11 protein-coding genes are annotated in these 14701 nt (G+C 71.2%); 4 read left to right on the top strand and 7 right to left on the bottom strand.

Annotation, left to right across the window (positions count from 1 at the left end; all coding sequences use genetic code 11):
- The first annotated feature begins 205 nt into the window (after window positions 1–205).
- Together BLT43_RS00855 and BLT43_RS00850 are read left to right on the top strand one after the other, a co-directional pair.
- Complete coding sequence (locus BLT43_RS00855; protein WP_090109275.1) at window positions 206–1435, top strand: efflux RND transporter periplasmic adaptor subunit; 1230 nt, start codon at window positions 206–208, stop codon at window positions 1433–1435.
- Window positions 1432–5088, top strand: a complete 3657-nt coding sequence (locus BLT43_RS00850) for an efflux RND transporter permease subunit (protein WP_090109274.1) — start codon at window positions 1432–1434, stop codon at window positions 5086–5088. The genes BLT43_RS00855 and BLT43_RS00850 overlap by 4 nt, the downstream gene beginning before the upstream one ends.
- A 3-nt stretch (window positions 5089–5091) precedes the next feature.
- Here BLT43_RS00850 and BLT43_RS00845 read toward each other — a convergent pair whose 3' ends face one another.
- The 3 genes from BLT43_RS00845 to BLT43_RS00835 form a co-directional block, all read right to left on the bottom strand.
- Window positions 5092–6291, bottom strand: a complete 1200-nt coding sequence (locus tag BLT43_RS00845; protein ID WP_242652169.1) for a multidrug effflux MFS transporter — start codon at window positions 6289–6291, stop codon at window positions 5092–5094.
- 100 nt (window positions 6292–6391) lie between these two features.
- Window positions 6392–8218, bottom strand: a complete 1827-nt coding sequence (locus BLT43_RS00840) for an ABCB family ABC transporter ATP-binding protein/permease (protein WP_090109273.1) — start codon at window positions 8216–8218, stop codon at window positions 6392–6394.
- Window positions 8219–8302: 84 nt separating this feature from the next.
- Entirely contained in the window at window positions 8303–9766 is a 1464-nt protein-coding gene (locus BLT43_RS00835) for a LysM peptidoglycan-binding domain-containing protein (protein ID WP_131802607.1), read from the bottom strand.
- A 124-nt stretch (window positions 9767–9890) separates the two neighbouring features.
- Between BLT43_RS00835 and BLT43_RS00830 the strand changes: the two genes are divergently transcribed.
- Entirely contained in the window at window positions 9891–10463 is a 573-nt protein-coding gene (locus BLT43_RS00830) for an LOG family protein (protein ID WP_090109270.1), read from the top strand.
- Window positions 10464–10497: 34 nt separating this feature from the next.
- Here the strand turns inward: BLT43_RS00830 and BLT43_RS00825 are convergent, their stop codons facing one another.
- From BLT43_RS00825 to BLT43_RS00810, 4 genes are all read right to left on the bottom strand, one after another.
- Window positions 10498–10947 (bottom strand): host attachment family protein, encoded by a 450-nt coding sequence (locus BLT43_RS00825; RefSeq protein WP_090109268.1) that lies wholly within the window; start codon window positions 10945–10947, stop codon window positions 10498–10500.
- Window positions 10944–11156, bottom strand: coding sequence for a hypothetical protein (locus tag BLT43_RS00820; RefSeq protein ID WP_090109266.1), 213 nt, complete (start codon window positions 11154–11156; stop codon window positions 10944–10946). Before BLT43_RS00820 ends, BLT43_RS00825 begins: the two co-directional genes overlap by 4 nt.
- A 123-nt stretch (window positions 11157–11279) precedes the next feature.
- Complete coding sequence (locus BLT43_RS00815) at window positions 11280–11879, bottom strand: superoxide dismutase (RefSeq protein ID WP_090109264.1); 600 nt, start codon at window positions 11877–11879, stop codon at window positions 11280–11282.
- 95 nt (window positions 11880–11974) lie between these two features.
- On the bottom strand, window positions 11975–13369 hold the full coding sequence (locus BLT43_RS00810; protein ID WP_090109262.1) for a GSCFA domain-containing protein: 1395 nt from the start codon (window positions 13367–13369) through the stop codon (window positions 11975–11977).
- A gap of 153 nt (window positions 13370–13522) precedes the next feature.
- Between BLT43_RS00810 and BLT43_RS00805 the strand changes: the two genes are divergently transcribed.
- Window positions 13523–14656 (top strand): glycosyltransferase 61 family protein, encoded by a 1134-nt coding sequence (locus BLT43_RS00805; protein WP_090109261.1) that lies wholly within the window; start codon window positions 13523–13525, stop codon window positions 14654–14656.
- Window positions 14657–14701: the final 45 nt, after the last annotated feature.

Raw genomic sequence — 14701 nt, 5'->3', positions numbered from 1 at the left:
GGCGGAGGGACAAGGGTTGCGCGGGTCCTGCCGCGACCGAGGGTCGCTGGCCCGCGAAGCGTATTGCCGCCGGGTCATCCCGGGCCTATCCTGAACCGGTCGGTTCAGCACCGGTCCGCCCTGCGACCGCCCCTCGACAGACCGGTCCGGGACGCGCCCCATTCGCTGGCACGCGACCTGCCCGTTCGAAGGAGGGCTCCGTAGGATGAAGCCGATTCCAGCTCTTACCGCACTGCTGGTGGCCGCGTTTCTCTATCTTCTGGTGATCGATCGCGACCGGCTCTACTCGATCGCGCAGGTCGATCACGGCGCGACGGCCGCCGCTGCGCCCGCCGAAGCCGCGGCGGCCCCGCCGGGGGTGAGCGTGGTGGCGCTGCGCAGCACCGCACAGCAGGTCGATGCCGCGGTGATCCTGCGCGGCCGTACCGAGGCGGCGCGGGAGGTCGAGGTCCGTTCCGAGACGCAGGGGCGCGTGATCTCGGAGCCGCTGCGCAAGGGCCGGCTCGTCGCGGCGGGCGAGGTGTTGTGCGAGCTCGACCCCGGCACGCGGGCTGCGGCGCTGGCCGAGGCGCGGGCCCGGCTGTCGGAGGCCGAGAGCCGGCTGCCGATGGCCGAGGCGAGCGAGGCCGAGGCCGAGGCGCGGTTGCGCGAGGCCGAGATCACGCTGAGCAACGCGCGCCGGCTCAGCCGCGGCGGCTACCAGAGCGAAACCTCGGTGATCAGCGCCGAGGCCGCGCAGGAGGCGGCCACCGCACAGGTGCAGAGCGCCGCCTCCGGGCTGGTTTCGGCCCGCGCGGGCATCGAGGCCGCCGCCGCGGCCGTCGCCTCGGCCGAGCGGGCGATCGAGGAGCTGACGATCCGCGCGCCGTTCGAGGGCCTGCTCGAGACCGACACCGCCGAGCTGGGCCTGCTGATGCAGCCCGGCTCGCCCTGCGCCACTATCGTGCAGCTCGACCCGATCAAGCTCGTGGGATTCGTGCCCGAGGTCGGTGTCGACCGCATCGCGGTCGGCGCGCCGGCGCGCGGCCGGCTGGCGTCGGGTCAGGCGCTGTCGGGCGAGGTGCGGTTCGTGTCGCGCTCGGCCGACGAGACCACCCGCACCTTCCGGGTCGAGGTGTCGGTGCCCAACCCCGAACTGGCCATCCGCGACGGCCAGACCGCCGAGATCCGCGTCGCCGCCAACGGCACGCTGGCGCATCTGCTGCCGCAATCGGCGCTGACCCTCGATGACGGCGGCCGGCTGGGGGTGCGGATCATCAACGGCGCGGGCGAGCGGCCGGTGGCGCGCTTCGCCCCGGTCGAGCTGCTGCGCGACACCGCCGAAGGCGTGCTGGTCGCCGGCCTCGCGCCGAAGGCCGAGGTGATCCTCGTCGGGCAGGAATACGTCACCGACGGCGTCGCCGTCGCCCCGAGCTACAGGGAGGCCTCGGAGTGACCGGAATCGTCGACTGGGCCGCCTCCCGGGCGCGGATGATCCTCGCCTTCATCGTGCTGAGCCTCGCCGCCGGCACGGCGGCCTATCTCGGCCTGCCGAAGGAGGGCGAGCCCGACATCGAGATCCCGGCGCTGTTCGTCTCGGTGCCCTTCCCCGGCATCTCGGCCGAGGACAGCGAGCAGCTCTTGGTGCGGCCGATGGAGACCGAGCTGTCGGATCTCGACGGGCTGAAGACCATGACCTCGACCGCGTCGGAGGGCTATGCCGGCGTGGCGCTCGAGTTCGAGTTCGGCTGGGACAAGACCAAGATCATGGCCGACGTGCGCGATGCCATGAACACCGCCGAGGCCGGCTTTCCCGACGGGGCCGAGAGCTGGAGCCTGAACGAGATCAACTTCTCCGAATTCCCGATCGTCATCGTCAACCTGACCGGCGCCCTGCCCGAGCGCACGCTGATCCGCGTCGCCAAGGACCTGCAGGACCGGCTCGAGGGGCTCGACGCGGTGCTCTCGGCCGGGCTGGTGGGCCAGCGCGACGAGATGCTGGAGGTCGAGATCGACCCGCTCCGGCTCGAGGCCTACAACGTCACCGCCGCCGAGCTGAGCCAGGTGGTGGCGCAGAACAACCTGCTGATCGCCGCGGGCGAGGTCGAGACCGCGCGCGGCGCCTTCTCGGTCAAGATCCCCTCGAGCTTCGACGAGCCGCGCGACGTCTACGACCTGCCGGTCAAGACCAATGGCGACCGCGTGGTCACGCTGGGCGACCTGTCCTCGATCCGCCTGACCTTCGAGGACCGCGCCTCGACCGCGCGCTTCAACGGCGAGACGACGGTGGCGCTGCAGGTGGTCAAGCGCAAGGGCTTCAACCTGATCGACACCGCCGCGCTGGTGCGCGAGACCGTCGCCGCCGAGCGGGCGCGCTGGCCCGAGGAGCTGCGCGCCGCGATCACCGTGGGCACCTCGAACGACCAGAGCCGGATCGTCGCCTCGATGGTCAGCCAGCTCGAGGGCGCGGTGCTGACCGCGATCGCGCTGGTGATGATCGTGGTGCTGGCCGCGCTCGGCCCGCGCCCGGCGATGCTGGTGGGCTTCGCGATCCCGACCTCCTTCCTGCTGTGCTTCGCGCTCTTGGCGGTGATGGAGGTGACCATCTCGAACATCGTGATGTTCGGCCTGATCCTCGCGGTCGGGATGCTGGTCGACGGCGCGATCGTGGTGGTGGAATACGCCGACAAGCGGATCTCCGAGGGCACCGGCCCGATGCACGCCTATGTCGAGGCCGCCAAGCGGATGTTCTGGCCGGTGGTCTCCTCCACAGCCACCACGCTCTGCGCCTTCCTGCCGATGTTGTTCTGGCCCGGCGTGGCCGGGCAGTTCATGGGCATGCTGCCGGTGACGCTGATCTTCGTGCTCTCGGCCTCGCTGGTGGTGGCGCTGATCTACCTGCCGGTGATGGGCGGCGTGCTGGGCCGGGTCAGCCGGGCACTGCACCACGCCTCCGACCGGCTGCGCCGCCGCCTGCCCTGGGTGGTGCGCGCGGCGCTGGTGCCGCCCGCCGCCGGGCTGATCTTCGTCGGGCTGATGCAGGCGCTGAACCCGGGCTACCTCATGGGCGAGGCGCGCCCAGCGCAGGGGCTGGTCGAGGCGGCGCCGGGGCTGGCGATGGCGCTGGCGGGCGTGATGCTGACCACGATCTTCGGCGCCTCGGCCAAGATCCAGCGCCGCCGGCGCAGGATCCGCGCCGGCTATCGCCGCACGCTGTTCGGCCGGGTGATCGGGCTGATCGCCGGCAACCCGGTGATGCCGCTGGTGACGATCGCCGCCGTGATCGGCTTCGTCGTCACCACCTTCGGCTATTACGGCCGGCACAACAACGGCGTGGAATTCTTCGTGCCGACCGAGCCCGAGCAGGCGATCATCTACGTCCAGGCCCGGGGCAATCTCAGCCTGCCCGAGAAGGACGCGCTGGTCGCGGAGGTCGAGCGCGTGGTGCTGGCGCATCCCGGCGTCGAGACGGTCTTCGCCTTTGCCGGCGAAGGCGGGCTCAACGCCAACACCGGCGGAATCGGCGGGCCGGCCGACGCGATCGGCCAGCTGCAGATCGAGCTGGTGCCTTGGGAGAACCGCGAGGCCTATGCCCTCGCGCAGGGGCGCGGGCTGGCCGGGCTCGACGGCGACCTCGTGCTCGAAGGGCTGCAGGAAAAGCTGGCAGCACTTCCGGGTCTGCGCACCGAGATCCTCGACCTGTCGCGCGGGCCGGGCGACGCCAAGCCGGTGCACCTGCGGCTGACCGGCGACGATTTCGCGGCGCTGCAGGAGGCCACCGCCCTGGTCCGCGAGCGGTTCGAGCAGACGCCGGGGCTGGTGCTGATCGAGGACACGCTGCCCCTGCCCGGCATCGATTGGCAGATCGACGTCGATGTCGAGAAGGCCGGGCGGTTCGGGGCCGACGTGGCCACGGTGGGCGCGATGGTGCAGCTGGTGACGCGCGGCCTGCTGCTCGACACGATGCGGGTCGACAGCTCCGACGAGGAGATCGAGATCCGGGTGCGCCTGCCCGAGGAGGACCGCGTGCTCTCGACCCTCGACAGCCTGCGCGTGCGCACCCCCTCGGGGCTGGTGCCGCTGTCGAACTTCGTCACCCGCCGCCCGGTGAGCGAACTGGCCGAGATCACCCGCGTCGACCAGAAGCGCGCCTTCGACGTGCGCGCGGATGTCGATCCGGGGCTGGTGCTGCTGACCGACACCGCGACCGGCGAGAGCCGGGTGCGGCCCGATGCCGAGGTCGAGGCCGACCCCGCGCTCGTCGCAGCGGTGGAGCGCGGCGACGTGCTGCGCGTGCCGGTCACACCGAACGAGCGGATCGCGCTTCTGGGCGAATGGCTGGAGACGGGCCCGCTGCCGGCCGGCATCGGCTGGGAATGGACCGGCGACCAGCAGGACCAGGCCGAAAGCCAGGCCTTCCTGCAATCGGCCTTCGCCGGCGCGCTGGGGCTGATGTTCATCATCCTGCTGGCGCAGTTCAACAGCTTCTACAACGCGGTGCTGGTGCTGCTGGCGGTGGTGATGTCCACCGCCGGCGTGCTGATCGGCATGCTGGTGATGGAGCAGACCTTCTCGATCATCATGACCGGCACCGGCATCGTCGCGCTGGCGGGGATCGTGGTGAACAACAACATCGTGCTGATCGACACCTACCAGGACTTCGCGCGCTACATGCCGCGCATCGAGGCGGTGATCCGCACCGCCGAGGCGCGCATCCGCCCGGTCTTCCTGACCACGGTGACCACCATGGCCGGCCTCGCGCCGATGATGTTCGGCCTCAGCCTCGACTTCTTCGGCGGCGGCTACACGATCGACAGCCCGACGGCGCTGTGGTGGAAGCAGCTCGCCACGGCGGTGGTGTTCGGCCTCGGCATCGCGACCGGTCTGACGCTGCTCTTCACCCCGGCGATGCTGGCGCTCAGGATCTGGGCCGCACGCTACGCGCACTGGATGTCGCGCCTGCTGGCGCGTCTGTCGATGGGCCGCGGCAGCAAGGCGGCGCGCGACTGGGCGCTCCGGCGCGAGGCGCGGCGCATCCGCGCGCCGGAGATCATCTGGGAGGACGAGCCCGAGACCCGTCCCGCCCTGCCGCTGCGCGCGGCGGAGTGAGGCTCAGACCGGCTGCGGCGAACGCTCGCCCCGGCCCAGCGCCAGAAGCGCGAGGCCCAGCGCCATCACCGCGCAGAGCGCGATCACCGCGACCATCGGCAGCGCGGTGCCGTCGAAGAACGGCCCCGTCGCCGCCACCATCAGCCCGCCGGTCAGCATCTGCAGCGTGCCGCCCATCGAGGAGGCGAGACCCGCAATCTCGCCATGCGGATCGAGCGCCATCACTTGGCTCGTCGGGATGACGAGGCCGAGGCAGGCATTCCCGGCCAGGAGCAGCCCGATCAGCACCGGCAGCGAGGCATAGCCCGCGGCGGTGATCGCCAGAAGCGTCAGGCTGGTGCAGGCAAAGCCCGTCAGCGCCAGCCGCAGCATCCGCATCAGCCCGATCCGGCGGCCGAGCGGTGCCGCGAACTGGCTCGCGCCGAAGAAGCCCACCGCGTTGGTCGCGAAGGCCAGGCTGAACTGCATCGGCGAAAGCCCGTACTGCTCGGTGTAGACGAAGCTCGCGGAGGCGATGAAGACGAAGAAGCTCGACATGCCGAAGCCCGCCACGAAGGTCAGCGCCATGAAGGTCGGGTCGCGCAGCAGCCGCCGCGCCGACAGCGCGAGCTGGCGCGGCCGCACCGGGCGGCGCCGCTCGGGCGGCAGCGTCTCGCGCAGCGCGAAGACCGCGAGCAGCAGCGCCACCGCCGCCACGCCCGCGAGGATCCAGAAGATGCCGCGCCAGCCGGTGAAGGTCATCATCACCGCGCCAGTCAGCGGCGCCAGCATCGGCGAAACCGAGACCACCAGCATGATCATCGCCACCAGCCGCGTCGCCTCGTGGCCGGTATACATGTCGCGCACCACCGCGCGCGGCATTACCATCAGCGCGGCGCAGCCCACGCCCTGCAGTGCCCGGAACGCCACCAGCCAGGGCAGCGTCGGCGCCAGCGCGCAGCCGATCGTGGCCACGAGGAAGATGCTCGCCCCGACATAGACCGGCCGCTTGCGCCCGAAGGCGTCGGCCAGCGGGCCATAGACCAGCTGCACCAGGCCGAAGGCCAGGAAATAGGCGCTGATCGTCGCCTGCGAGGCCGCCTCGTCGATGCCGAGATCCGCCGCCAGCATCGGCAGCGCCGGGAGATACATGTCGATCGTGAAAGGGCCCACGGCGGAAAGCAGGCCCAGCACCACGGCGGTGCGGAACATCGGCGAAGTCATAAGGCTGTCCTTGATGCCCGCGCCACGGCACGGGGAGTCGTTGCCCGCACGCGGCGGACGAGTCGGGACAGAACCTAGACCGGGCGGTTCAGTTCCGCAATCAGGCGGCCTCGGCCTCCTCGGCCTGCTGGCGGCTCCAGAGCTGCGCGTAGCGGCCGTCGAGCGCCAGAAGATGCTCGTGGCTGCCCGATTCCACCACTTTTCCGGCCTCCAGCACCACGATCCGGTCGGCATCCGCAATCGTGGACAGCCGGTGTGCGATGGTGATCACCGAGCGCCCCTGCCCCATCATCCGAAGCTGGCCCTGGATCTCGCGCTCTGTGTCGGTGTCGAGCGCGCTGGTCGCCTCGTCCAGAAGCAGGATCGGCGGGTCCTTGAGCAGCGTGCGGGCGATGCCGACGCGCTGCTTCTCGCCGCCCGAGAGCTTCAGCCCGCGCTCGCCCACCGTGGTGTCGTAGCCCTCGGGCAGCGTCATGATGAAGTCGTGGATCTGCGCCGCCCGCGCCACCGCCTCGATCTCCTCGCGCGTGGCGCCGTCGCGGCCATAGGCGATGTTGTAGAGGATGGTGTCGTTGAACAGCACCGTGTCCTGCGGCACCACGCCGATCTCGGCGTGCAGGCTGTCCTGCGTCACCTCGCGCAGATCCTGCCCGTCGATCCGGATCGCGCCCTCGGTCACGTCGTAGAAGCGGAACAGCAGCCGGCCGATGGTCGACTTGCCCGCGCCAGAGGAGCCGACGATCGCCACGGTCTCGCCGGGCTTCACGGTGAAGGAGACGCCCTTTAGGATGCCGCGCGCCGCCTCGTAGCCGAAGCAGACCTCGTCGAAGACGATCTCGCCGCGCGGCACCTCGAGCGCCTTGGCGCCGGGGCGGTCTGTCACTTCGGGCGGCTGGCCCAGCAGGTCGAACATCTCGGCCATGTCGATCAGCGCCTGCCGGATCTCGCGGTAGACCGTGCCGAGGAAGTTGAGCGGCATGGTGATCTGGATCATGTAGGCGTTGACCATGACGAAGTCGCCCACCGTGAGCGCGCCACGCTCCACCCCGATCGCCGCCATCACCATCACCGCCACGAGGCCCGAGGTGATGATCAGCGACTGGCCGAAATTGAGGAAGGCGAGCGAGTAGTCGGTGCGCATCGCGGCCTGCGCGTATTTCTCCATCGCGCCGTCGTAGCGCGCGGCCTCGCGCTGCTCGGCTCCGAAATACTTGACCGTCTCGAAGTTCAGCAGGCTGTCGATCGCCTTCTGGTTGGCGTCGGTGTCCTGGTCGTTCATCTGCTTGCGGATCTTCACCCGCCACTCGGTCACCTTGAAGGTGAAGCCGACGTAGAGGACGATGGTGACGAGGATCACCACCAGGTACCAGACGTCGAACAGGAAGAAGAGCACCACCGCGACGAGCAGCAGCTCCAGCACCAGCGGCCCGATCGAGAACAGCAGGAAGCGCAGCAGGAAGGAGACGCCCTTCACGCCGCGCTCGATGATCCGGCTGAGGCCGCCGGTCTTGCGGGCGATGTGGTAGCGCAGGCTCATCGCGTGGATGTGGCGGAAGGTGCGCAGCGCCAGCTTGCGCAGCGCGCGCTGGCCGACGGGGGTGAAGATCACGTCCCGAAGCTGCTGGAATCCCACGTTCATCAGCCGCGCGAGGCCATAGGCCACGGTCAGCCCCACGGCGCCCACGGCAAGCAGCATGGCCGAGCTTTCGCCCTCGCCCGCCAGCGCGTCGACCGCGGCCTTGTAGAAGAGCGGCGTGCCCACGGCGATCAGCTTGGCCAGCACCAGTGCCGCCACCGCCAGCACGACGCGGCGTTTCACCCAAGTCAGGCCGTCGGGCCAGAGATAGGGCATCACCTGCCGGATCACGTCCCAGCCGCGCACCGATTGGCCCGAAAGATTGGCGTCGGTCTTGGAGAGGCGTCGCATCGGCGGGCTCCTGGCTGGCCATCGGCTGGCTGTGGGCGCGAGGCCCAGACTAGGGCCGGCCCGACGGGATGACCAGACCGGGACTCAGCCGCCGTCGATCTCGGGCAGCACGAAGACCTGGCCGGGATAGATCAGGTCGGGGTTGCGGATCCGCTCGGCATTGGCCTCGAAGACATGCATGTAGGCCATGCCCTCGCCGTAGCGCTCGCTGGCGATGCCCCACAGCGTGTTGCCCGGCTGGACCGTGCGCGCCGCCACGCCGCGCGCGGCGATCTCCTCGCGCAGGCTGTCGCGGATCGCCTCCCGGCTCTCGCGCTTGAAGGGCATCTCGATGCGCGAGGTGACGCGGCCCGCGGCGTCGATCTCGTCGACCCTCATCCGGTAGAGGCCCGGAGCGAGGTCGTCGAGCCCGGCCTCCCAGCCGCCCTGCGGCCCCACCGCGCTGTCGAGCACCGCCGCATCGTCGAGATAGAGCCGCACGCTGTGGCCCGGCCGCGCCCGCCCCTGCAGGCCCAGCGTGCCGCCCGGCCCGTAGGCGATGGCGTCGAGCGCGACGCTTTCGAGCACCTCCGGCGTGGCGCCCGGCCCCAGCGCCGGCTGGATCAGCTGCAGCCCGCCCCCGTCGGCCTGCAGGACCGGCGGGCGCGCCTGCGCCTCTCGGGCGGGCGCCGCGGGACTTTCGGGCGCGGCGCTGAGCGCGACGGGCAATTCGGGCGCGGACCCGGCCGCGGGTGCGGGTGCGGCGAGGCGCGTCCCGGGCGGGTCGGGCAGCAGGATCCGGGGGCGCGGGGTGCGCCCGGTCTCGGAAGAGGACGATCCGGCGGCCTGCGTTTCGGCATCGCCTGCCGCGGCGGACTTCGTCGCATCGGCCCGGTCCTGCCCGGCCTCCGACGCCGCCACGGGCTCCGCTTCGGCACCTTCGCCCGTGCCGGCGGGTTCGGGCGCGGCCGCTGCCAGCCGCTCCGTCTCAGGCTCCGGGGCGGCGTTCGGCGCGATGATCGTGGTCGCCTCGGAGAGCAGCGCATCCCCCTCGGGATCGCCCAGAAGCGTCATCCGGCGCGGCCGGTCCGACCCGCCGAGCGACAGGAAGATCACGAACTGACCGCCGCCATCCGCCCGCCCCTCGGCCGCCGGCGCGCCATCGACCAGCACCCGGACGCGATCGCCGGGCCTGGCGCGGCCGGCCAGGACGGTCTCGCCATCCGGCGCCACGCGGATCGTGTCGATCCGCGGCCGATCCGCGACGTCGCTGTCTTGCTTGTCCGTCCCGGCTGCCGGCGGCGCCTCGGCGTTCGGGTCCGCGCCGGAAGCGGTATCCCTGGTATCGGATGCGGGGGCCTCCTCGACGACCGAGGCGGGGGCGACGGCATCGCCGCCCGGCGCCGCGGCGGTCGTCAACGGCGTCGCGTCGGACAAGGCGGCCCGCCAGGCCGGCGCGACATCCAGCGCCGCCTGCCGCACCTGCGGCAGGAGCATGGCGAAACCCGCGACCAGCGCGACTCCCGCACCGGCGCCGAGCGCCATGCGCAGCGGCCTCGTTTCCCTCACTGACATCCCCCCGGATGACCCCCGGATCGGCCCGGGTTGAGCGAGCATAGCAACGCCGCTAAAGACGGTCAAAAGACATTGCCGCCCGCGACTTCGCCATGGCGGCCCCAACGGAGCCGCCGCCATGCCCGCCCTTCGACACACCGCGTCCGTCTGCGTCTTCTGCGGCTCCCGCCCGGGGGCGCGCCCGGCCTACGAGACGGCCGCCACCGAGACCGGCGAGATGCTGGCGCGCAATGGCTGGCGGCTGGTTTACGGCGCCGGCGATGTCGGGCTGATGGGCAGCGTCGCGCGCGCGGCGCAGGGCATGGGCGGCGCGAGCTTCGGGGTGATCCCGCAGCATCTCGTCGACCGCGAGGTCGGCAAGCGCGACCTCGACACCTACATCGTTACCGAGACCATGCACGAGCGCAAGAAGGTGATGTTCATGAACGCCGACGCGATCGTGCTGCTGCCCGGCGGCGGCGGCTCGCTCGACGAGTTCTTCGAGGTGCTGACCTGGAAGCAGCTCGGGCTGCACGCCAAGCCGATCATCCTGCTCGACACCGAAGGCTACTGGGCGCCGCTGCGGCGGCTGGTCGACCATATCGTCGCCGAGGGCTTCGCCGACGCGTCGCTGGCCGGCTTCGCAGACTATGTCGGCAGCGTCACGGAGCTGGAGCAGCGCCTGCGCGAGACGCTGGGTGACGCGGGTTAGGGCCGCCCGCGGGCGGCCCTAACCGGTAAGCGCCTCAGGCGGCCTCGTCGGCGATCGCCTGCTCGATCTCGACCACCGGGTGGTTGGTGAGCGTCTTCGCGATCTCGGCCACGATCTTGTCCGAGACCTCCTTGTGCAGCTCGGGCCGCAGCGCGCCCAGCACCTGCGGGCTCGCCACCACCACCAGCTTGTCGAAGCGGCCCTTGTGGGCGTGGCGGTAGAGGATGTCCGCGAGATCCGAGGCGAAGCGATCCTTGGCGAGCTGGTGGAAGTCGGTCTCGGCCAGCGCCGTGCGCTGCCCCGGGCCGTCATCCGCCTGCCGCCCGGCCTTGTCGGTCGCCTGGTCGCGGTCGGGCGGGTTCTCCTGCTCCTCCTTGCGCACGACGCGCAGATTCGGGTGCTGGTCGTCGGTGATGTTCTCGAGGATCAGGGCCTTCTCGCCATCGGCCACGAGCACCCAGGTGCCGTTGTCGATCTTGGTCATCCCTCGTCCTCCCGCTCGTCGCTCTTGCGCACGCGGGTCGGGCCGGCCTCGTCCTGCTCGGCGCGCTTGAGGTCGTCGCGGGTGCCGACCTTGCGGGTCAGGTCGCCGCCCTCGCGGCCCGGCTGGTTGCCCGCCCCGGCCTTGTCGGCGTCGCTGACATAGGCCTCGGTCTCGCGCTTGCCGTCCTTGGATCTTGCCCTCTCGGCCATCGGAGCCTCCTTCGTTGTTCGGGGAACAAACGGCTGGCGATGGGCGGGGTTCCGGCGCGGATGGTCACGAAAAAGGCCCCCGCGCCGTCGCGCGGGGGCCGAAAACCGTGACGTCGCGGGCGCTTACATGCGCGAGGCGACGTTCTCCCAGTTCACCAGATTGTCGAGGAAGTTCTGGAGGTAGGCCGGGCGCTTGTTGCGGAAGTCGATGTAGTAGGAATGCTCCCACACATCGACGCCCAGCAGCGCGGTCTGGCCGAAGCAGAGCGGGTTCACGCCGTTCTCGGTCTTGGTGACCTTGAGGCCGCCATCGGTGTCCTTGACCAGCCAGGCCCAGCCCGAGCCGAACTGGCCGGCGCCGGCGGCGGCGAACTCTTCCTTGAACTTGTCGACCGAGCCGAAGCTGTCGGTCAGCGCCTGCTCGAGCTCGCCCGGCATCTTGCTGTCGTTCGGGGTCATCATCTCCCAGAACTGGTTGTGGTTCCAGAACTGCGAGGCGTTGTTGAAGATGCCGTTCTGGGCCACGGCGGACTTGTCGTAGGTGCCGCGGATGATCTCCTCGACCGGCTTGTTCTCCCACTCGGTGCCGGCGATCAGCTTGTTGCCGTTGTCGACATACGCCTTGTGGTGGATGTCGTGGTGGTACTCGAGGGTCTCCCTCGACATGCCCTTGGAGGCCAGCGCGTCGTGGGCATAGGGGAGGTCGGGAAGTTCGAAAGCCATGTCGGTCTCGCTTTTCTGCCAAGGTTGATTTGCGCACATAACAGAACCTCTCGCGCGCAAAGGTCAATGGCAGGCCACGGAAAAACAGGGCCACGTCAGATCCAGTCCAGACGCGCCCGGAAGGCCGCGCGCTCGGGGAAGGCGCCTTCATGCTGGTCGCGCAGGCGGCGTGCCGCCGCGCGCCGGCGCAGCGGCCGGCAGATCGTGATCAGCCGCTCGAGCGCGTCGGGCCGGGCCGGGTCCAGCGCCCGGGCCCGCTCCAGCGCCGCGAAGGCCGCCTCGAGATCGCGCTGCCGCCGCGCCGCCGCCGCCTCGAGCAGCAGCGCGTCGGCATCCGCGTCCACCATGTCGCGCCGCGCCTCGGCCAGCGCCCTGAGCTCGTCGACCTCGCCGAGCTTCAGCAGCATCCGCATCGTGGCGGTCAACGCCTGTGGCGTCGAGGCGGCGGCCGCGGGTCCGGGCGCGCCGCCCGCCCCCGCGTCGCGCCGCATGTAGCGCGCCAGCACCTCCGCCATGATGCGGTCGACGAGGTCGGGCGAGACATGCCTGTAATCGCCGCGCGACCAGGCCACGTTCGGGTCGGAGAGGGTCACGAACTCGTAGGAGGGGAAGTAGTCGACGCCGTCATAGCGCGCGACGAAGCTTTCGACCGCGGCGCGCTGCACCGCCTTGGAATAGGCATTGGCCACCAGCACGTCGGTCTCGCGGAAGGTCGCGAGCAGCGGCACCGGCGACACCGTGACCAGCATCTTCGGCGGGCGGCCGCGATGGCGCGATAGCAGAGCGTGCACCTGCTCGAGCCCGTCCAGCACCTCGTCATGGCCGAGCACGCGGAACTCGTAGCGGCCCGGCTCGGCCTTCACCGCCTGCACCGGCGGGGCGAGGTTCAGGTAGAGGCCCAGCTTGCGATCGTACCAGCTCTCGACATAGCCCAGCGTCACGACCAGCAGGTCGGCCGTCGCCACCTGCGCCATGGCGTCGAGGTAGCGATGGCGGAACTCGAGGACTTGCTCGAGCGGAAACTCCAGCCGGGCGATGCCGAGCTGCGGGTCGGCCCAGCGGCCGCGGCCGAGATCGCAAAGGACATCCGCGCCCGGAAAGCTGTCGCGCTCGAGCGCCCAGCGCAGCTCGTTGAGCACGGAATGGATGGTGTACTTGTTGAAGAAGTTCGACGCCTGCCCGAGGCTCGCGCCGATCGGGCCGAGGTCGAACTCGCGGCTGGTGACGCGCAGGCCGGCCTCCGACAGGGCTCGCTCGATGTTGCGCGCGAAACAGGAACCGATTGCGAAGACCGTGTCCTCCGGCCCGATGGTAAAGCTCGGCACGGCAGACGGGGCCGCCAGCGGGTAGAGCCGGTCGCCGTCGCGGTCGGGCGCCGGGTAGCGCCGAAGCGGATTGCCCCGCGCCCGGGCCAGCGCGGTCTCGGCCGGCACGGCCTCGATGCAGCCCCGAGCAGGCTGGGGGGCGGGCTGGGGGGCGGACTGATCCATGGCACCTTCTTGCTGGCCTGCGCGGCCGAACCTAGCGGCCGGGCCGTGGCCAGACAACAATGCCCGGCCGGCACAATTGCGGCGCCGCGCCGGCGCGCTCTGGGCATGGTGTCGCCCCCGGCCTAGGCTCGCCGCCACCACAGGAGGACAGGCATGACGACAGCGGCGATGGCGCCCCCGGACCTCTCCGCGCCCCTGTCGGGCCGGATCGCCACCGTGACCGGCGCGCTGGTGGTGCCGCCGCCCAAGGGCAGCGGCAACCGCACGGTGCAGCGCTCGGGCGTGCTGGGGCCGGACGGGCGATACGTGGCGCAGTCAATGACCTGGCGGGGCGAGCGGCCGATCACCCTGCCCCCCGCGCCGCCGCCCGAGGGCGAGATCGAGACCTTGCCGGGCCGCTGGCTGTTCCTCGGGCCGCTCTTCGGCCATTTCGGCCACTTCCTGGTCGAGAGCCTCGCCCGGATCTGGGCCTTCGACGCGCTGCGCCACGACCTCGACGGCGTCCTTTACGTGCCCAAGGCGCAGGTCCGGCCGCAGCATGTCGCCCGCAGCTTTCGCCCGCTGCTCGGCGCGCTCGGCCTCGATGCCCCGATGCGCAACCTCGAGGCCCCGACCCGGGTGGAGCGGCTGCACGTGCCGCCGCAGGGGCTCGGCATGTTCGACATGATCGAGGGGGCGCCCGAGTTCCGGCGCTTCATCCGCCGCCATGCGGGCGCGGACATCCCCGCCGACGGCCCGGAGCGGATCTACATCTCGCGCAGCGCCCTGCCGGCGGCGCGCGGCTCGATCCTCGGGGAAAGCTGGCTAGAACGCCGGCTGGCGCAGGAGGGCTACGTCGCCTTCCACCCGCAGCAGCACGACCATCGCACCCAGATCGCGACCTACAAGGCGGCGCGCCGGATCGTCTCGGTCGACGGATCGCCCCTGCACCTCTTGGCCATGGTCGGCGATGCCGGGCAGCGGGTCGGCATCGTCGCGCGCCGTCCCGGCGGGCTCGACGAGGTCTTCGCGCGGCAGATTCGCGCCTTCAGCGGCGCGTCGGTCACGCTGTGCGGCCCGCCGCGCGGCAACTGGGTGCCCGACGGCGCGGCCGGCCCCAACCGGCTGAGCTGGGGCGAGATCGATTTCCCAAGGGCGGGCGCGGCGCTGGCGGAAGGCGGGCTGGTCGATCACGGTCCGTCATGGACGGGCCCGGAGCCCGCGGAGCTTGCGGCCGAGATCGCGCGCGTCGGCGCCGCCAACGGCCGCGCGTTCCACCGCTTCGACGCGGAACGGCCGGGCCGCTAGGGCGCGGCCCGGCGAAAGCGGCGCGAACGGCGGCAGCAGGGCCCC

The sequence above is a fragment of the Limimaricola pyoseonensis genome, assembly GCF_900102015.1.
Classification (GTDB): domain Bacteria; phylum Pseudomonadota; class Alphaproteobacteria; order Rhodobacterales; family Rhodobacteraceae; genus Limimaricola; species Limimaricola pyoseonensis.
Note: the sequence above shows the minus strand (reverse complement) of the source record. Positions and strands in the feature narration are given on the sequence as shown.